General features: G+C 63.8%; 16 protein-coding genes and 1 tRNA gene. 6 read left to right on the forward strand and 11 right to left on the reverse strand.

The features are described from left to right. The first annotated feature begins 142 nt into the window (after positions 1-142). Positions 143-2,251, forward strand: coding sequence for an ATP-dependent DNA helicase RecG (gene recG / locus ASD04_RS02505; RefSeq protein WP_056251997.1), 2,109 nt, complete (start codon positions 143-145; stop codon positions 2,249-2,251). A 3-nt stretch (positions 2,252-2,254) separates the two neighbouring features. Here recG and glmS read toward each other — a convergent pair whose 3' ends face one another. Together glmS and glmU are read right to left on the reverse strand one after the other, a co-directional pair. After that, positions 2,255-4,081, reverse strand: coding sequence for a glutamine--fructose-6-phosphate transaminase (isomerizing) (glmS, locus tag ASD04_RS02510; protein ID WP_056251999.1), 1,827 nt, complete (start codon positions 4,079-4,081; stop codon positions 2,255-2,257). A gap of 1 nt (position 4,082) precedes the next feature. Continuing rightward, on the reverse strand, positions 4,083-5,438 hold the full coding sequence (gene glmU / locus ASD04_RS02515) for a bifunctional UDP-N-acetylglucosamine diphosphorylase/glucosamine-1-phosphate N-acetyltransferase GlmU (protein WP_056252004.1): 1,356 nt from the start codon (positions 5,436-5,438) through the stop codon (positions 4,083-4,085). A gap of 141 nt (positions 5,439-5,579) precedes the next feature. Here glmU and ASD04_RS02520 point away from each other — a divergent pair, with 141 nt between their 5' ends. From ASD04_RS02520 to ASD04_RS02530, 3 genes are all read left to right on the forward strand, one after another. Continuing rightward, positions 5,580-6,368 carry a hypothetical protein gene (locus ASD04_RS02520; protein WP_056252007.1) on the forward strand — a complete coding sequence of 263 codons (789 nt, stop codon included), beginning with the start codon at positions 5,580-5,582 and terminating at the stop codon, positions 6,366-6,368. A 103-nt stretch (positions 6,369-6,471) separates the two neighbouring features. After that, positions 6,472-6,546, forward strand: a tRNA-Lys gene (locus ASD04_RS02525). Between the two features lie 27 nt (positions 6,547-6,573). Further along, positions 6,574-7,101 carry a hypothetical protein gene (locus ASD04_RS02530; protein WP_056252009.1) on the forward strand — a complete coding sequence of 176 codons (528 nt, stop codon included), beginning with the start codon at positions 6,574-6,576 and terminating at the stop codon, positions 7,099-7,101. Between the two features lie 156 nt (positions 7,102-7,257). On the opposite strand, the gene map is transcribed toward ASD04_RS02530, so the two are convergent. From map to ASD04_RS02570, 8 genes are all read right to left on the reverse strand, one after another. Then, the gene (map, locus tag ASD04_RS02535) at positions 7,258-8,013 is read right to left on the reverse strand and encodes a type I methionyl aminopeptidase (RefSeq protein WP_056252012.1); all 756 of its coding nucleotides are present in this window, start codon (positions 8,011-8,013) and stop codon (positions 7,258-7,260) included. Between the two features lie 4 nt (positions 8,014-8,017). After that, complete coding sequence (gene pgi, locus ASD04_RS02540) at positions 8,018-9,649, reverse strand: glucose-6-phosphate isomerase (RefSeq protein WP_056252831.1); 1,632 nt, start codon at positions 9,647-9,649, stop codon at positions 8,018-8,020. 9 nt (positions 9,650-9,658) lie between these two features. Further along, the gene (gene tgt, locus ASD04_RS02545; RefSeq protein WP_056252015.1) at positions 9,659-10,786 is read right to left on the reverse strand and encodes a tRNA guanosine(34) transglycosylase Tgt; all 1,128 of its coding nucleotides are present in this window, start codon (positions 10,784-10,786) and stop codon (positions 9,659-9,661) included. A gap of 99 nt (positions 10,787-10,885) precedes the next feature. Continuing rightward, positions 10,886-11,971, reverse strand: coding sequence for a tRNA preQ1(34) S-adenosylmethionine ribosyltransferase-isomerase QueA (gene queA / locus ASD04_RS02550; protein WP_056252018.1), 1,086 nt, complete (start codon positions 11,969-11,971; stop codon positions 10,886-10,888). 73 nt (positions 11,972-12,044) lie between these two features. After that, a complete protein-coding gene (locus tag ASD04_RS02555; protein ID WP_056252021.1) occupies positions 12,045-12,524 on the reverse strand; it encodes a peptidylprolyl isomerase in 480 nt (159 codons plus the stop codon). A 198-nt stretch (positions 12,525-12,722) separates the two neighbouring features. After that, positions 12,723-13,310, reverse strand: coding sequence for a peptidylprolyl isomerase (locus ASD04_RS02560; RefSeq protein ID WP_056252023.1), 588 nt, complete (start codon positions 13,308-13,310; stop codon positions 12,723-12,725). Beyond that, on the reverse strand, positions 13,307-13,801 hold the full coding sequence (gene coaD, locus ASD04_RS02565) for a pantetheine-phosphate adenylyltransferase (RefSeq protein ID WP_056252026.1): 495 nt from the start codon (positions 13,799-13,801) through the stop codon (positions 13,307-13,309). The genes ASD04_RS02560 and coaD overlap by 4 nt, the downstream gene beginning before the upstream one ends. Before the next feature lie 76 nt (positions 13,802-13,877). Then, positions 13,878-14,495 (reverse strand): LysE family translocator, encoded by a 618-nt coding sequence (locus ASD04_RS02570; RefSeq protein WP_056252029.1) that lies wholly within the window; start codon positions 14,493-14,495, stop codon positions 13,878-13,880. Positions 14,496-14,649: 154 nt separating this feature from the next. On the opposite strand from ASD04_RS02570, the gene ASD04_RS02575 reads away from it, so the two are divergent. Further along, complete coding sequence (locus ASD04_RS02575) at positions 14,650-15,138, forward strand: DUF805 domain-containing protein (RefSeq protein WP_056252033.1); 489 nt, start codon at positions 14,650-14,652, stop codon at positions 15,136-15,138. Positions 15,139-15,157: 19 nt separating this feature from the next. Here the strand turns inward: ASD04_RS02575 and ASD04_RS02580 are convergent, their stop codons facing one another. Continuing rightward, the gene (locus tag ASD04_RS02580; RefSeq protein WP_056252035.1) at positions 15,158-16,066 is read right to left on the reverse strand and encodes a LysR family transcriptional regulator; all 909 of its coding nucleotides are present in this window, start codon (positions 16,064-16,066) and stop codon (positions 15,158-15,160) included. A 172-nt stretch (positions 16,067-16,238) separates the two neighbouring features. Here ASD04_RS02580 and ASD04_RS02585 point away from each other — a divergent pair, with 172 nt between their 5' ends. Further along, a complete protein-coding gene (locus ASD04_RS02585; protein ID WP_056252038.1) occupies positions 16,239-16,838 on the forward strand; it encodes an NAD(P)-binding domain-containing protein in 600 nt (199 codons plus the stop codon). Positions 16,839-16,855 lie beyond the last annotated feature (17 nt).

A 16,855-nucleotide genomic window follows, 5' to 3' on the forward strand; every position in this document is an offset into this window, starting at 1 on the left:
AGGCCGGAATCCATCCTGAGATGATCGGCCTGGCGCGAGCGAGGAAAGACCTCAGGATGGATCCCGGCCTGCGCCGGGATGACACGGCAGTTGTGAGAAATGCGGGGCAAACATACCCTCCACCAAAGGAGAATCACCGCCTTTGGCCCGCCCCGAAACGCTCTCGCCGCTGTTCCGCTCGCTGCACTCGATCAAGGGTGTCGGCGACAAATTGGCTGCGCTGCTCACCCGCTATTTCGGGGCGCCCGAGGGCCAGGAAGCGATCGCCCTCGATATTCTCATGCACATGCCCTCCGGCGTCGTCGATCGGCGCCGGCAGGTGGGGATAGCCGAGGCCTATCTCAACCAGATCGTCACCCTGCGCCTGCATATCGACCGCCATCAGCCGCCGCCGCGCGGCCGGGAGCACATTCCGCACCGGGTCTTCGCCCATGACGAGACCGGCGACGTCCAGCTCGTCTTCTTCCGCGCCCAGGGCGGCTGGGTGGAAAAGGCTCTTCCCATCGGCGAGGAGCGCTTCGTTTCCGGGCAGATCGGCTTTTTCAACGGCGACAAGCAGATCACCCATCCCGACTACATCGTCGAGCCCGACAAGTTCGCCACCCTGCCCTTGGTGGAACCGGTCTACCCGCTCACCCAGGGCCTCAGCTCCAAGGCTCTGGCCAAGCTGGTCCGGCAGGTGGTGGATAACCTTCCGGTTATCCCCGAATGGATCGCCGCTGATACAATGGCCGAGCGCAACTGGCCGAGCTTCGCCGATGCCATGCGCATGGTCCATCTTCCGGCCAGTCCGGGCGAAGCCGAGCTCTGGGCGCCCGCCCGCCAACGCCTTGCCTATGATGAATATCTGGCCGGCCAGCTCACGCTGCAGCTGATTCGCTCGACCATGGTCGCGGCGCGCGGCATCAGTCGTACTTTCACCGGGTCGGTGACGGCAAAGGTTAGCAGTGTGTTACCCTTTTCCCTCACCGAGGGGCAGTTGCAGGCCATCGGTGAAATCCGCGCCGATCTGGCTTCGCCCGACCGCATGTCGCGCCTCTTGCAGGGCGATGTCGGCTCCGGCAAGACCGTAGTCGCCCTGATGGCCATGGCCGCCATGGCCGAAAGCGGCGCCCAGTCCGCCATGATGGCGCCCACCGAACTGCTCGCCGCCCAGCACTTCAAGACCTTGAAACCATTATGCGATTCCGCCGGCCTCGGTTGCGAATTGCTCACCGGCAAGATGGGCGCCGCCGAGCGCCGCGCCAAGCTCGCCGCCATAGCCAGCGGCGAGACAACCATCGTCGTCGGCACCCACGCTTTGTTCCAGTCCGGCGTCGAGTTCCACAATCTCGGCCTGACCGTGGTCGATGAGCAGCACCGCTTCGGCGTCCACCAGCGCCTCGCCCTTTCCGACAAGGGCAGGCACACCGACCTCCTGGTCATGACCGCCACGCCCATTCCGCGCACGCTGGTCCTCACCCATTTTGGAGACATGGACGTCAGCGTGCTGCGCGAAAAGCCGCGCGGCCGCCAACCAATTGATACAGCAGTCCTTTCCATCGGCGACTACGCCCGCGTCATCTCCCGCCTGCAGTCCCGGCTGGCAGAAGGCGCGCAAGCCTTCTGGGTCTGCCCGCTGGTCGAGGAGAGCGAACATCTCGATGTCGTCGCCGCCGAAGATCGCTTCGCCGAACTGCAGAAAGTCTTCGGCGACCAGGTCGCACTGGTGCATGGCCGCATGAGCGCCGCCGCCAAGCAGGCGGTGATGCAGCGTTTTTCCGCCAACGAACTCAAGCTGTTAGTCGCCACCACCGTCATCGAGGTCGGCGTCGATGTGCCCAATGCCTCGATCATGATCATCGAACATGCCGAGCGTTTCGGCCTCGCCCAGCTCCACCAGCTGCGCGGCCGCGTCGGTCGCGGCTCGGCCCGTTCGGCCTGCCTGCTGCTCTACAAGGAGCCGCTCAGCGAAACCGCAAAGGCCCGTCTCGAAACGATAAAATCCACCGAAGACGGCTTCGAGATCGCTGAAAAGGACCTCGAACTGCGCGGCCAGGGCGACGTGCTCGGCACCAGACAATCCGGCATGCCCGGCTACCGCCTCGCCGTGCCGGACGTGCACCGGCACCTGCTCGACTACGCCCATGACGACGCCAAGGCCCTGCTGACGCGCAATCCAGGACTATCGGGGCCTGAGGGCGAAGCCGCCCGTACGCTATTGTATTTGTTCAGGAAAGACCTGGCGATTCCGCTGATACGGGCGGGGTAACTTCTATTCCACCGTAACCGACTTCGCCAGATTCCTTGGCTGGTCCACATCCGTCCCCATGAACACCGCCGTATGATAAGCCAGCAACTGCACCGGAATGCAGGCCAGGATGGGGGCCACGAAGCTGGAAACGTGTGGGATAACAATGATATCCGCCACGCCGTGCCCGACTGTGCCGGCACCCTCGGCATCGGTGATGAGGATGATCTTGCCGCCGCGGGCGGCGACTTCCTGCATGTTGGAGAGGGTCTTGTCGACCAGTTCATCCGAAGGGGCGACGACGATGACGGGCATGTCCTCGTCGACAAGGGCGATAGGGCCGTGTTTTAGCTCACCTGCTGCATAACCTTCAGCGTGGATGTAGCTGATTTCCTTGAGTTTCAGCGCGCCTTCCATGGCGATGGGGAACATCGGGCCGCGGCCGAGATATAGCACGTCCTTGGCCTTGCTGAGCCGCTTGGCGATGTCCATGATCTGGGTTTCGGTCGCCAGGGCCTGCGAGACTGCCGCCGGCAATCCGGTCAATGCCTGCACGAATTCCTGCTCTTTTCCCACATCCAGCACGCCGCGCGCCCGCCCGGCCGCGATGGCGAGACTCGCCAATGCCGTCAATTGCGCGGTCAGCGCCTTGGTCGAGGCGACACCGATTTCCGGCCCGCAGAGAATGGGGAACACCACGCCGGATTCCCGGGCAATGGTGGATTCCAGGGTATTCACCAGCGACGCCACATGCTGCCCCTGGCTGGCGCAATAGCGCAGGGCCGCGAGCGTATCGGCCGTCTCGCCCGACTGCGAGATGAACAGCGACAGCCCGCCCTTTTCCAGCGGCGGCTCGCGGTAGCGGAATTCGGACGCCACATCGATATCGACAGGCAGCCGCGCATAGCGCTCGAACCAGTATTTCGCAACCGCACCAGCCAGATAGGCGGTGCCGCAAGCGCTGATGGTCAATCGGCTCAGATCGGCGAAATTGAAGGGCAGAGCCTCGCGGATGGCCACCTTTTCGGCGCCCATATCCACATAATGGCTGAGCGTATGCGAGATGGTTTCGGGCTGCTCGTAGATTTCCTTGGCCATGAAATGGCGGTGATTGCCCTTGTCGACCAGCAGCGCCGAGGTCTGCGAGAGCATCAGCTCGCGCTCGACAATGGTGTCCTTGCCGTCGCGGATGGTGACGCCATTGTGGGTGATGACGGCCCAGTCGCCATCCTCCAGATAGGTCAGGCGCGAGGTGAAAGGGGCCAAAGCCATGGCGTCGGAGCCGAGATACATTTCGGTCGTGCCATAGCCGATGGCCAAAGGCGCGCCATGGCGCGCGGCGATCAGCAATCCCTCCTCGTCCTTGAACAGAAAGGCCAGCGCGAAGGCACCCTTGAGGTGTTTCAGCGTGCGGGCCACGGCCAGTTCCGGGTCGGCGCCATTGGCCAGCTCGCGCGTCACCCACAGGGCCACGGCTTCCGTATCGGTCTGCGTCTTGGGCAGGTAGCCGTCGCGGGCCAGGTCGGCCAGCATGTCGCGGTAATTCTCGATGATGCCATTGTGGACCAGGGCAACCCGGTCGGTGGCATGGGGATGGGCATTCTGCTCGGTCGGCGCGCCATGGGTGGCCCAGCGCGTATGGCCGATGCCGATGCGCCCGGCCAGCGGCTCGAAATTCAGCTTCTGCGCCAGGTTGCCAAGCTTCCCCTCGGCGCGGCGCCGGGAAATGCCGCCCTCTTCCAGCGTCGCCACGCCGGCGCTGTCATAGCCGCGATATTCGAGGCGCTTGAGCGCGTCCACCATGCGAATGGCGACCGGCTCGGTGCCCACAATGCCGACAATTCCGCACATGCTATTTGTCCTTCTTTGCCTGCTTTTTGGCCGCGGCGGCGGCGAAGATTTCTTTCGCCCGTCCGGGCTTGCCCACCTGCCGGGCGCGGCCCAGCGCCAGTGCATCGGCTTCCACATCCTCGGTGATGACGCTGCCGCTGGCCACCAGCGCCCCGGCGCCGACAGTTACTGGCGCCACCAGCGACGCGTTGGAGCCGATGAAGGCCCCGTCGCCCACCACGGTCCGATGCTTGTTGTAGCCATCGTAGTTCACCGTGATGACGCCGGCGCCGATATTGACCCCGGCGCCAATGGAAGCATCCCCAATATAGGTCAGGTGGCTCACCTTGGCGCCCTTGCCGATCTCGGCTTTCTTGATCTCGACGAAGTTGCCCACCTTGGCGCCTTCGCCCAGGTTTGCTTCGGGCCGCAGCCGGGCAAAGGGCCCCACCGAGGCATTCTTGCCCACATGCGCGCCCTCGATATGGCTGAAGGCATGAATAACTGCGCCTTCCTCGATCCTGACGCCCGGCCCGAACACCACATTGGGTTCCACGGTCACGTCCCGGGCAATCTCGGTGTCATAGGAAAACCAGACGCTTTTGGGGTCCTTGAGCGTCACGCCGGCCTTCATGAAGTCCTCGCGGCGCACATCCTGGAACAGGCCCTCGGCGCGGGCCAACTGGCTGCGGTCATTGACGCCCATCACGTCGTTTTCCGGCGCCAGGCCATAACCGACCTTCTTGCCCGCCGCATTGGCCAGGCCCACCAGGTCGGTGAGATAGTATTCGCTCTGGGCGTTATTGGTTTCGACCTTGTCGATCAGGTCACGGAACACGTCGGCCCGGAACGCCAGGATGCAGGCATTGCACAGCCGGATGCGGCGCTCGTCCTCGGTGGCGTCCTTGTGCTCGCGGATGGCCAGCAATGTATCGCCATCGGTGATGAAGCGGCCATAGCCGCTCGGATCCTTGGGCTCGAAGCCCAGGATCGCCACGTCGAGCCCCGCATCGAGCCGGTCCAGCACCGCGCGGAAATTGATGCCGCGCAGCAGCGGGTGGTCGCCATAGACCACCGCGACATAGCCCATGGCCGTGCTGAACAGGTCGCGCGCCATGGACGCGGCATGCGCCGTGCCTTTGGCCTCGGTCTGCTCGAAATGCACCACATCGGGATGCAAAGCCGTCACGGCCTTGCGAATGGCGTCATGTTTCGGCCCGGTCACCAGCGCGATCTGCGTCGAGCCGGCCTCGCGGGCGGCGCGCGCCACATGGCCGATGATCGGCATGCCCCCTACGGGATGCAGGACTTTGGGCACCGCCGATCGCATGCGCGTGCCCTCGCCCGCGGCAAGAATGATCGACAGCAGCTCAGTCATGGAAGATTCTCCGGCAGGCGATGTTTTCAATGCGCATTTTCACAAGATTATGGCAAGCAACCGTTGGCGAATACACAATCGCGGCGCCATGGTCGATACCGGTGCAGCGCCTGATTCGATTGCACCGCCAGGATAGCTGCATTGGCCAAAGCATCGGAACAATTCCGGCAATCGGACGTCACCACCTGGGGCATCGTTGCCCTGGTGCTGTCAGCCATTGCGGTGATGGGGGCCAATGTCTCCGCGCTGATGCCGCGAGACCTGCTGGCGGGGCTGCACAAGACCCGCCTCGAAGGCGCTTCGCTCGACCAGTTGCGCCTGCAGGTGGCCGACCTGCGCGAGGAGCAGCTGCGGCTCAAGCGCGAAACCGGCATACTCACCGCCCGCTTCTCGCTGGGCGAGCAACAGGGCAATGACATCACGCGGCGCGTCGGCGCGCTGGAAGTCAGCCTGCCGCGCCTGCTCGAAACCCTGCCCGATGGCGGCAATATCGACCGCAACAGCCTGACGGCGGCAATCGGCCAGGACCCGGCGCTGGTCTATCAGGCCGAGGGCGGCTCGGTGGTGGTGCGCCACCAGCCCATGGCCGAGGCCAAGCCTGCCGTGGCCGGCGAGCAGCCCCTGCCCGCTCCAGTGCAGCAGATGGCCGCCATCCCCATGCCCAATGAGCAGCAATTCGGCATTGCGCTGGGTCCGTCCATTCCGTTCGAAGCAGCGCCCGAAGCGTGGCGCGACCTGTCCATGAAACTCGGCCCGTTGCTGTTCGGGCTGGCGCCGCTCCTGGTCGAGGAGGCCAATGGCGACGACCAGCGCATCGTCGTCGGCCCCATAACCCAGCTCTCGGAGGCCACCGCGCTCTGCGCCAGGCTCGAGCGCATGTCCGTATCGTGCCTGCCCATGCCGTTCACCGGAACGCCGCTGGCCTATTAGGAAGACTGTTGGCAACAGTGTCCGGCCATGCAGCGATTGCGGTTGACAGCAGATGATGCGCCGCTATGTTCCGCCGCGACGCCAGCAGCGTCAGACTTGGTGCGTGCCGGTAGCTCAGTGGTAGAGCATTCGACTTTTAATCGAATGGTCGAGGGTTCGACCCCCTCCCGGCATACCATTCCCAACTTCTGAACAGGCCGCTGCTTTGTCCCAGGATTTTACCGATCTGCTCAAGGTGCTTGCCGCAACCGCGCTTACATTCGCGGTCGGCACCCTGGTCATGCTCTATGTGATCTATCTGCTGGCCCAGTATGGCGCCAACCTGCCGATGGTGGGCTCGCTCCCGCTCAGTGCGCCACCGGAAATGGTGCCGATGCTGGCCGATAACAGGCTGTTCACGACGCTGGCCGCAGCCCATGTCACCGCCGCCGGGCTGGCTCTGTTCATAGCCAGCAACACCATCGACATGGCGCTGCTGATCACCTCCAAGGCCGTTGCGGTGGTCATTACCGCCCTGCTCGGCTTTGTCGGCGGCCATATGGTCTATCTGCAACTGAGCGAAGGTACCGCCTTTTCGCTGACGCCGCTGACCCCGGTCTTCGTGGCGCTGGCGGCGTTTCTCGTACTCTCCACCATGCTCAGCGTGCAGAACCTGCGCCGGCTGGGCAATCTGCGCTTCGTGGTGGGTGCGGCGATGGTGGTGATGGGGCCAATGCTGCTGGTGTGGTTGTAGGGCACTCGCCCGATCGCCACGTCATTCCCGCGAAAGCGGGAATCTCACTTTCGCGGGCGCCCGACGAGGGAGATTCCCGCTTTCGCGGGAATGACGCGGCGGGGGTGCGGACATACGTCGCGGGTTGAGGGCATCGGTCAGCGGTGCGGCTTTGCCTCAAGCCGCCAGCGTCACCACCACGGCCCCGCGCGGGGTGGCCACTATCGTATGCTCATATTGCACGCAGGGCGCGCTCGGGCGGCTCACCAGCGTCCATTCGTCGTCGTCCGACTTCTGGTCGGCCATTTTTCCACCGAGCGACAGGAACGGCTCGATGGTGAAGACCAGGCCATTGGTCATGCGGCGGCGCTCCGACCGGTCGGGCCAGGTGGCGATTTCGCCCGGCTCGTCATGCAGGCTATCGCCGACGCCGTGGCTGGCCAGGTTGTGGATCAGCGTATAGCCACCTTTTTTCGCAAATTTGCCGATAGCCTCACCGATATCGGCCAGCGGAGCGCCGGCCTTCACCGCATTGATGCCGGCCCACATGGCCTTCTTGCCGTCGCGGCAGAGCGCCACCAGACGCTTGTCACCCTCGCCGAGGACGAACGAAGAGCCGCAATCGGCGTAGACACCGTCCTTGACCGCCGACACGTCGATATTGACCAGGTCCCCCTCACGCAACACCCGGTCACCGGGAATGCCATGGGCGATTTCCTCATTCACCGAAATGCAGGTGGCCCCGGGGAAGTCGTAGGTCACGACCGGGGCGGACAGCGCGCCGTTTTCGGCCAGCAGCCTGGCGCCGATCTCGTCCAGTTCCCCCGTCGTCATGCCCACGCGCATGGCCGAAGCCATGGCGTCGCGGGTGATGGCGCAGATACGCCCGATGGCCTTGAGCTTTTCGAGCTGTTCTTCGGTGGTGATGGTCAAGCGATCAGGCCTTGTTGGCGAGGTAATAGGCGAGCAGGCCCTGGGTGGAACTGTCATGCCCCTCGCCCGTCTCCTTGCCCTCGACCTTGGGCAGCAAAGCCTTGGCGAGTTGCTTGCCCAGTTCCACGCCCCACTGGTCGTAGGAATTGACGTTCCAGATCACGCCCTGGGTGAAGACCTTGTGTTCATAGAGCGCAATCAGCGACCCCAGGGTCTCGGGCGTCAGCTGTTCGTAGAACAGCGTGTTGGACGGACGGTTGCCGGGGAACATCTTGTGCGGCGTCAGTTCCTTGATATGCGCCTTGTCGAGGCCCTGCGCCTTGAGCTCGGCGACCACTTCCACCTTGGTCTTGCCCAGCATCAGCGCTTCGGATTGCGCCAGCACATTGGCCACCAGCTTGTCGTGATGCGGCGGCAGGCTTTCATGCGGCCGCGCCGCGATCAGGAAATCCACCGGAATGATATCGGTGCCCTGGTGGATGAGCTGGAAGAAGGCGTGCTGGCCATTGGTCCCCGGCTCGCCCCAGACCACAGGGCCGGTCGGCCATTCCACCGGCTTGCCGTCCAGTGTCACCGACTTGCCGTTGCTCTCCATGTCCTGCTGCTGCAGATAGGCCGGGAAGCGGCTGAGACGCTGGTCATAGGGGATCACGGCCTGGGTCGCAAAGCCCCAGGCATTGCGATACCACACGCCGAGCAGGCCCATGATGACAGGCAGGTTGTCTTCCAGCGGGGCCGACAGGAAATGGCGGTCCATGGCATCGGCGCCGGCCAGGAACTTGGCGAAATTGTCGTAGCCCACCGCCAGCGCGATCGGCAGGCCGATGGCCGACCAGACCGAATAGCGTCCGCCGACCCAGTCCCAGAAGCCGAAGATGCGGTCTTCGCGGATGCCGAACCTGGCGCAGGCTTCGATATTGGTCGATACGGCGACGAAGTGGTTCGGCACGGCCTCTTCGCCCAGCGTGTCGGCGATCCAGTCGCGGGCCGAGCCGGCATTGGTCATGGTTTCGTCGGTGGTGAAGGTCTTGGAGGCGACAATGAACAGCGTCTTCTTCGGATCGAGGCGCTTCAGCGTATCGTGGATATGGGCGCCATCGACGTTGGAGACATAGTGGGCGCGCAGGTCGGCGCGGGTATAGGGTTCCAGTGCCAGCGTGACCATGGCCGGGCCAAGGTCGGAGCCGCCAATGCCGATATTGACGACATCGGTGAACTGTTCGCCGCCATGGCCGCGGATTTCGCCTGACCGGATGGCGTCGGTATAGGCCTTGATGGCAGCCAGCACGCCGCGCACGTCGGGCATCACGTCCTTGCCGTCGACCGGCACCGGCTTGTCGCCCTGGTAGCGCAGGGCCATGTGCATCACGGCGCGGTCTTCGGTGATGTTGATATGCTCGCCTTCGCACATCTGGTCGCGGCGTTCCTCGACTCCGGCTGATCGAGCCAGCTCGAACAGGGCCGCCATGACGTCCTCGTCGATGCGGTTCTTGGAATAATCGAGCAGGATGCCGGCGCCCGATGCCGAATAGCGCTTGAAGCGGTTCGGATCGATGGCGAACTGCTCGCGCATCGTCACCTCGGCGAGGCGCTTGCGGTGCTTCATCAGCGGGTTGAGAGCGGAGCCTTTAGCCATGATCATTCCTCAAAGCGGCGGCAGGTCGCCGGCGGCCCATGCCGCGCGCGTCTCTGCCGCAAAATCACTGAACCGGCCGCCCTCGATTGCGCCCCGGCAGCCCTGCACCAGCTCTTGATAATAGGCCAGGTTGATCTGCGAAAGGATCATCGCGCCCAAAAACTCTTCTGTCTTAACGAGATGGTGCAGATAGGCCCGGCTCCAGCGCCGGCAATTGGGGTTGGGCGAAGCTTCGTCGATCGGCCGATGGTCATCCCTATGCCGGGCATTTTTCAGGTTGATGACACCGAAGCGGGCATAGACATGGCCATGCCGGCCGGCACGGGTCGGATGCACGCAATCAAACATGTCGATGCCGCGCCCGATGGCGCCGAGAATGTCGTCGGGCTTGCCCACCCCCATCAGGTAACGCGGCCGGTCCTCCGGCAGTTCGGGCGTGATCTCCTCGATCACCCGGAACATCACCTCCTGCGGCTCGCCCACGGCGAGACCGCCCACGGCATAGCCGTCAAAACCGATGGAGCGCAGGCCCGCCGCCGACTTCGCGCGCAATTCAGGGTCATCGCCGCCCTGCACGATGCCGAACAGTGCGCGATTGAGCTGGTTGTTGAAGGCGGTCTTGGAGCGGTCGGCCCAGCGCAGCGACAGCTCCATGGCCCGCTCCATTTCCTTGCGCTCGGCCGGCAGCTTCAGGCATTCGTCGAGCTGCATGATGATGTCGCTGTCGAGCAGCGTCTGGATCTCAATCGACCGCTCGGGCGTCAGTTCATATGACGAGCCATCGATATGGCTGCGAAAGGTCACGCCCTTTTCGGTCAGCTTGCGGAGCTGGGCCAGCGACATGACCTGGAAACCGCCGCTATCGGTGAGGATCGGCCGCTGCCAGTCCATGAAGGTGTGCAATCCGCCCTGGCTGGCCACCCGCTCGGCGCCGGGCCGCAGCATCAGGTGATAGGTATTGCCGAGCAGGATATCGGCGCCGGTTTCGCGCACCTGCTCGGGATACATGGCCTTGACGGTGCCGGCGGTGCCCACCGGCATGAAGGCCGGCGTCTGGATATCGCCGCGCGGCGTGTCGATGCGGCCCCGCCGCGCCATGCCGTCACTGGCGGAAAGTGTGAAGGTGACTTGTTTCATGCGGCGGGTTCTAGCGGGTTGGGCGTGTTGCCACAACACCCACCGATCCCCCTTCTCCCCTTGAGGGAGAAGGGGCCCGAAGGGCGGATGAGGGGAAGGTCAGAGGTCATCCTCCGGCTCATCCTGCGCCGCCCGCAGCAGCAGCGACGAATCCCCGTACGAATAGAACCGATACCCCTCGGCGATCGCATGCGCATACGCCGCCTTCATCACGTCCATGCCCGAGAAGGCGCTCACCAGCATGAACAGGGTCGACTTGGGCAGGTGGAAGTTGGTCATCAGCGCGTCCACCGTGTGGAAACGGAAGCCCGGCGTGATGAAGATGTCGGTATCGCCGATGAAAGGCTGCAGCGTCCCGGTTGCCCGCGAGGCGGTTTCCAGCAGACGCAGGCTGGTGGTACCGACCGCGATCACCCTTCCGCCCAGCGCCTGCTTCGCGTGGATGCGGCTCACCGTGGCGGCGTCGATTTCGCCCCATTCGGCATGCATGACGTGGTCGTCGGTATCGTCCACCTTCATCGGCAGGAAGGTCCCTGCCCCCACATGCAGCGTCACCCGCTCGATGGTGACGCCCTTGTCGGTGAGCCGTTGCAGCAGGCTTTCGGTAAAATGGAGCCCCGCAGTGGGTGCCGCCACGGCGCCGTCCTCGGCGGCATAGACGGTCTGGTAATCGACCAGGTCGCGGTCTTCCACCGCCCGCTTGGCGCCGATATAGGGCGGCAGCGGCATGGCGCCATGCGACTTGATCGCTTCGTCGAGCTGCGCCCCGCCGAGGTCGAATTCCAGTGTTACTTCGCCGGTATCGCCCTTGCCGGCGACCCGCGCCACCAGCGCGTCGGCCTGGCCATTGCCCAGTTCGAGCCGATCGAGAAGAGCCAGCTTCTTCGCCGGCCGGGCAAAGGCGCGCCAGGTATGGGCATCGACGCGCTTATGCAGGTTGAACGACATATTGGCGCGATTTTCGCCCCGTATGCGCGTCCCGCGCAATTCGGCCGGCAGCACCCGCGTATCGTTGATAACAAGCACGTCGCCGGGTTTCAGCAGCCACAGCAGGTCGGGCACATGCCGGTCGGACAGGCCGACCTCGGGATCGACCAGCAGCAGGCGCGCGGAGTCGCGCGGCTCGGCCGGATGGAGGGCGATGAGCTTTTCGGGCAGCTCGAAATCAAAATCGGAAACGCGCATGGCCTCACCAATAGGCCTCGCCTTGTCGAGGGGCGAGGCCGTGGTACGATCGGCGGTCTAACAGAGCAAAGGATCAGGCCGCGATATCGGCCGCGACCTTGACTGAGACCATCTTGTCCGGGTTGATGACGGGCTCGCCGCGCTTGATCTGGTCGACATTTTCCATGCCCTCGATGACCTTGCCCCACACTGTATACTGCTTGTTGAGGAAGGGCGCATCGTCGAAGCAGATGAAGAACTGCGAATTGGCCGAATCCGGCATCTGCGAGCGGGCCATGGAGGCGGTGCCGCGCACGTGGGGCTCGGCGTTGAATTCCTGCTTGAGGTCCGGATATTTCGAACCGCCGGTGCCACGACCCTGCGGGCAACCGGTCTGGGCCATGAAGCCGTCGATCACGCGGTGGAACACGATGCCGTCGTAAAAGCCTTCGCGCGCCAGCTTCTTGATATGGGCGACATGGTTCGGCGCCAGGTCGGGGCGCATCTCGATGACGACATTGCCCTTGGTGGTTTCGATGACGAGGGTGTTTTCGGGATCGGCGTATTCGGCCATGTTTTGCAACTTTCGGTTGGGAATTTGTGGCCCGCATGTAAGGCCATTGGGCGATTGGCGCAAGGCGGCACGCCTCGTGGTTCGAGGCTCGCGGCGCTCGCACCTCACCATGAGGCTACTTTGAAATCGAGCGATCAGTAGCCCTCATGGTGAGGTGCGAGCCCTTCGCGAGCCTCGAACCACGAGGGCGTGGCACTGCTACTTATATTCGATCACGGCCTTGATGATCTGGTCCGGATTGGCCACGGCGCCGTTCTGTTCCGCAGGGCCCTTTTCGAGCCCATCCACCAGTTCCATGCCGCTGACCACCTTGCCGAACACCGTATACTGCCCATCCAGGAAGCTGGCATCGGCGGTGGTTATGAAGAACTGCGAGTTGAAGGAATTGGGATCCTGCGAGCGCGCCGCGCCCAGCACGCCGCGCTGGAAGCTTTCCGAATTGAACTCGGCCTCGACATCGGGCAGGTCCGAACCGCCCATGCCGGCCATGGAGAGATCAAAACCCTCGGCGCCGGTCTTGCCGAATTTCACGTCGCCGGTCTGGGCCATGAAGCCATCGATGACGCGGTGGAACACCACGCCGTCATAGGCGCCCTGCTCGGTCAGCGTGATGACGCGCTCGACATGCTTGGGCGCGAGGGCGGGCAGCAGCTCGATATCGACATCTCCGCCCTTGATGGTGAGGATCAGGTGCGGCGTGCCGGTCTGGGCGAAAGCGGGGACGGCAGTCAGCGCCACGGCGCCGATGACGAGGGCGCCGAACAGGCGGCGGGAAAGGACGGTCATTTGCTTTTCAGGGCCTTGAGAACGATTTGCGGAACGAAGGCGGAAATATCGCCGCCCATTTCAGCGATCTGCCGGACCAATGTGGCCGAGATATGCCGGACCGGGGGGCTGGAGGGCAGGAAAACCGTCTGCAGGTCGGGCGCCATCTGCGCGTTCATGCCCACCATCTGCATTTCGTAATTGTAGTCGGTGGTGTCGCGCAGGCCACGGATGATCAGCCTGGCACCATGCTCGCGCGCCGCATTGACCATCAGGCCGGAGAAATCGACGATGCGGAATTCGGTGTCGGTGCGCTGGCCCACCGGCCCCAGTACCTGTTCGAGAACAGCGATGCGATCCTCGTGCGCAAACAGCGGATTCTTCTTGGTGGCGCTGATGCCGACGGCAACAACCAGCGTGTCGACCAGCTTGCAGGCGCGCTCGATGACATCGAGATGCCCATTGGTCAGCGGATCGAACGAGCCGGGATAGAACCCAACCAGCTTGCTCATGACACCCTCCCCATTGTTGTTGCATGGCTTTTGTCATGAGGCGGGATTGCTGGCAAGACGCTGTCGACCGTGCCGCTCACGCCCGCTTCTGCAACGCCAGCCAGATGCCGCCCGCCATCAGGATCACGCCGGAAACGCGGTTCAGCATGCGCACGCGCGCCACCGACAACAGATGCCGGGCCCGGCCCGCCGCCAGCGCGTAGATACTGTCGCTGATGGCGGCCACCGCCAGGCAGATGAGGCCGAGCGTCATGATCTGGCCGAAGGCCGGGCGGCTGAGATCGACGAACTGCGGCAGGAAGGCGCTGAGAAACAGCAATGTCTTGGGGTTGGACCAGTTGGTCAGCGCTCCCTGCCAGACATAGCGCCCGATGGGCAGCCGGTCGCCATCGGCGATGGCGAGCTGGCCGTTGGAGCGGAACATCTTCCAGCCGATCCAGATCAGGTAGCCGGCGCCCGCCAGTTTGATGATCTCGAAGGCGCCGGAAACCAGCGTCATCACCGCTTCCAGCCCCACGGCGACGACGAAGACCATGCTGACCATGCTCAGCGCCGTGCCCAGGATGGTGAACAGCCCCGCCCGCGTGCCGCCGGCCAGCGAATTGGCGATCACCACCGAAACCGAGGGACCGGGAATAACGGCAAACAGCAGGCAGGCGAGCATATAGGGCAGGATGATGGTGGCTTCGATCACGGCGTGTCTCCTCCGGCCAGAGCAAGCCACTGCGCGCGGCGCTTGGCAAGGGCCGTCGCGAGGCGAATGGTAAAACCTTAACCAGTTGCCACATCAAAAAATTAGGCCGGATAGACTAGGACACCAGCAACAACACATCCGACCGGGGACCTGGATGCGCTCCTATTTTGACGGCATGCTGCGCTATTTCGAGATTTCGGGGCGCAGCACCCGCCTGCAATACTGGATGTTCTTTGTCGTTCAGTTCCTGCTGACCATTGGGGCGGTGGCTATCGACTACCAGATGGGCGGCTTCCGGAATCTGAAAAACCCGCAAATGACAGCAATCCTGTTTGTCGGCATCGTGCACTTCATTCCGGGCATCACCGTGGGCGTTCGGCGCCTGCATGATATCGGCCGCTCCGGCTTCTGGTATCTGCTCTATTTCGTGCCGTTTGCCGGTCTCGTGCTGCTCTATTGGGCCTGCTGCGCCTCCGAGCCAGGCAGAAACAGTTATGACGACCCCGCCCCCAACAGCTACGAGCCGCGCTATGGGCAGCCGCGCTACAGCACCATTCCGCGCCAGGTGCGCATGGGCAACAATGCAGCGCGGCCACCCTCGGTCGGCTATGACGGCCTGGCCGCTCCGGACCGGTTTATCTAGCGCCGCACGTCGGCAATCGTCATTTCTCTGGCACGCCGGCGACTTCGGATGGCGATCCCAGCAGGCGCGGTGCGTATTCGGCCAGGCGCTGGGAGATGAAGTCGATGAAAAGCCTCACCCGCTTGGTTCGCCGGGTTTCGCCTTGCGACAGGATCCACAACGCGCCATGCGACCCGTCGAGCGTGCCGGGCGCATGCACCAGGCCCGGCTCCGTGTCCCCGACAAAGCGGGGCAACGTCCCCACGCCAATTCCCTGGCGAAGGGCAGCAAGGTGGGTGGCCGTTTCCGGCGCGCGGAACGTGCCCTCTATCGGGATGTCGCCGCAGCTTACCCATTCGGGAGGCTCGTCAAACCCTTTGGTGACCCATGGCACATGCGGCAGCGCGCCTGAGGACCATTGCTCCAGCAATGACCTGGACAGATAGGCGCCGATGCGCAGTTCCGGCCCCTGCAGGCCATGCAGGTTGAGCGGCAGCGCGTCGCGGTCGATCACCACGCGAAGGGCCACGTCGGCTTCGCGGTTGGTCAGGTTCACCGTGGCTTCCGATGACAGGATGGTCAGTTCGATCTCTGGGTGGCGCCGGCAGAATTCGGCGAAGTCGGGCATCAGCAGGTGTGTGGCAATCGTCTGGGCCATCGCCACACGCAGGGGGCCGGCAATGCCTTCGTCCCGCCCCCAGACGAGGCCTTCAAGTTGGCTCGATGAGAGTTCCATCTCCTCGGCCAATGCCAGCACCTCCTGACCCGACCCGGTCAACTGGTAGCCGGCCGGCTTCTTTTCGAACAGGCGCGCGCCCAGGCGTGCCTCGAGGTGCGAAATCCGGCGCAATACGGTGGTGTGGTTGACCTTGAGGCTCTCGGCTGCGGATCGCACCGATCCGCTTCTCGCCACGGCCAGAAAAAACCGCACATCGTCCCAATCGATCACCGTTCGGCCCCCTGCCGCAAAAACGCAAGGTACCACGAGACCCGGTGCAGGGGTGGTGCATTTTCGCACCGCCCTTGTGTGGCGTTTCCCACTGAGGCTCGCGCTTTATCGAACCTAGCTCTGGGCAGGACGCGCCGGCAGCGGTCGGCGTGCCAACCAAAGGAGCAGTTTTATGAGCTACGCAATTATCGGTTTCGGCGAGATCGGTCAGGTTCTCGCCAGGGCGTTTGCCCGCAAGGGCGTCGAAGTATCGGTTGCAACGACGCGCGACCCGAAGAGCTTTGCCGCCGTCGCGGCCGCGATCGGACCCGGAATTATTCCCAAAACACTCGCGGAAGCGGTCAAGGCGGACGTCATCTTTCTGGCCGTCCGTTACGGATCGCACCCCGATGTTGCGAAGGCGCTTCCCAACTGGCAGGGCAAGACCATTGTCGACGTGACCAATGCCTATGGTGTGCCGCTTGAAGAACTCGGCGGACAGCCGTCCGCCAAGGTCGTCGCCCAGGCTTTTACCGGCGGCAAGCTGGTCAAGGGTTTCAACCATCTGGCCGCTGCGGTCCTTGGCCAGGATCCGGCCGTACAGGGCGGCCGCCGAGTCGTGTTCCTGGCGAGCGACAATGACGGCGCCGCTGCGGAGATTGCAACGGTTGCCGAAAAGCTGGGATTCGCGCCGATCAAGCTGGGCGGGCTTTCAGAAGGGGGCCTGCTGGTGCAGGCGCACGGAAAGAGCTGGGGCCACCTGATCTTCAAGGACTTGGTCAAGTTCGACTGATGTCGCCAGAACCATTC

The organism is Devosia sp. Root436 (genome assembly GCF_001426345.1).
GTDB lineage: Bacteria > Pseudomonadota > Alphaproteobacteria > Rhizobiales > Devosiaceae > Devosia.

What these genes read in the sequence shown, in the direction of transcription:
- ASD04_RS02585 (WP_056252038.1), top strand. Translation starts at nt 16,239, where the DNA reads ATGAGCTACGCAATTATCGGTTTCGGCGAGATCGGTCAGGTTCTCGCC.
- glmS (WP_056251999.1), bottom strand. Translation starts at nt 4,081, where the DNA reads ATGTGCGGAATTGTCGGCATTGTGGGCACCGAGCCGGTCGCCATTCGC.
- ASD04_RS02560 (WP_056252023.1), bottom strand. Translation starts at nt 13,310, where the DNA reads ATGACCGTCCTTTCCCGCCGCCTGTTCGGCGCCCTCGTCATCGGCGCC.
- tgt (WP_056252015.1), bottom strand. Translation starts at nt 10,786, where the DNA reads ATGAAACAAGTCACCTTCACACTTTCCGCCAGTGACGGCATGGCGCGG.
- glmU (WP_056252004.1), bottom strand. Translation starts at nt 5,438, where the DNA reads ATGACTGAGCTGCTGTCGATCATTCTTGCCGCGGGCGAGGGCACGCGC.
- queA (WP_056252018.1), bottom strand. Translation starts at nt 11,971, where the DNA reads ATGCGCGTTTCCGATTTTGATTTCGAGCTGCCCGAAAAGCTCATCGCC.
- ASD04_RS02555 (WP_056252021.1), bottom strand. Translation starts at nt 12,524, where the DNA reads ATGGCCGAATACGCCGATCCCGAAAACACCCTCGTCATCGAAACCACC.
- ASD04_RS02575 (WP_056252033.1), top strand. Translation starts at nt 14,650, where the DNA reads ATGCGCTCCTATTTTGACGGCATGCTGCGCTATTTCGAGATTTCGGGG.
- pgi (WP_056252831.1), bottom strand. Translation starts at nt 9,649, where the DNA reads ATGGCTAAAGGCTCCGCTCTCAACCCGCTGATGAAGCACCGCAAGCGC.
- coaD (WP_056252026.1), bottom strand. Translation starts at nt 13,801, where the DNA reads ATGAGCAAGCTGGTTGGGTTCTATCCCGGCTCGTTCGATCCGCTGACC.